Genomic DNA, 260 nt, shown 5'->3' on the forward strand with positions numbered 1-260 from the left:
CCTTGAGACCAGGCGTATTCGCATAGAAGCCTTCCGGCGACTCGGAGTGGTGTTCTGGCGAGCCGACACCGCCTCCGAAGGGGATGCGGATCGTCACCGGCAGGGACCACCGGCCACCGACGCGAGCCCGGTATCGGGCCAGCTGGGAAACGATCTGGTCAAAGGCTGGGGCACTGAAGCCGTCAAACTGGATTTCCACACACGGGCGGTACCCGCGCATGGCCATACCAATCGCTGTTCCGACGATGCCTGACTCTGCC

1 pseudogene is annotated in these 260 nt (G+C 63.8%); it reads right to left on the minus strand.

Features of this window, described 5'->3' with window-relative positions:
- Positions 1–226 (minus strand): annotated as a pseudogene (locus tag H6A60_RS14615) (alpha-ketoacid dehydrogenase subunit beta); the annotation flags it as partial.
- Between the last annotated feature and the right edge of the window lie 34 nt (positions 227–260).

This window comes from Sutterella massiliensis, assembly GCF_016899755.1.
GTDB classification, from domain to species: Bacteria; Pseudomonadota; Gammaproteobacteria; order Burkholderiales; family Burkholderiaceae_F; genus Sutterella; species Sutterella massiliensis.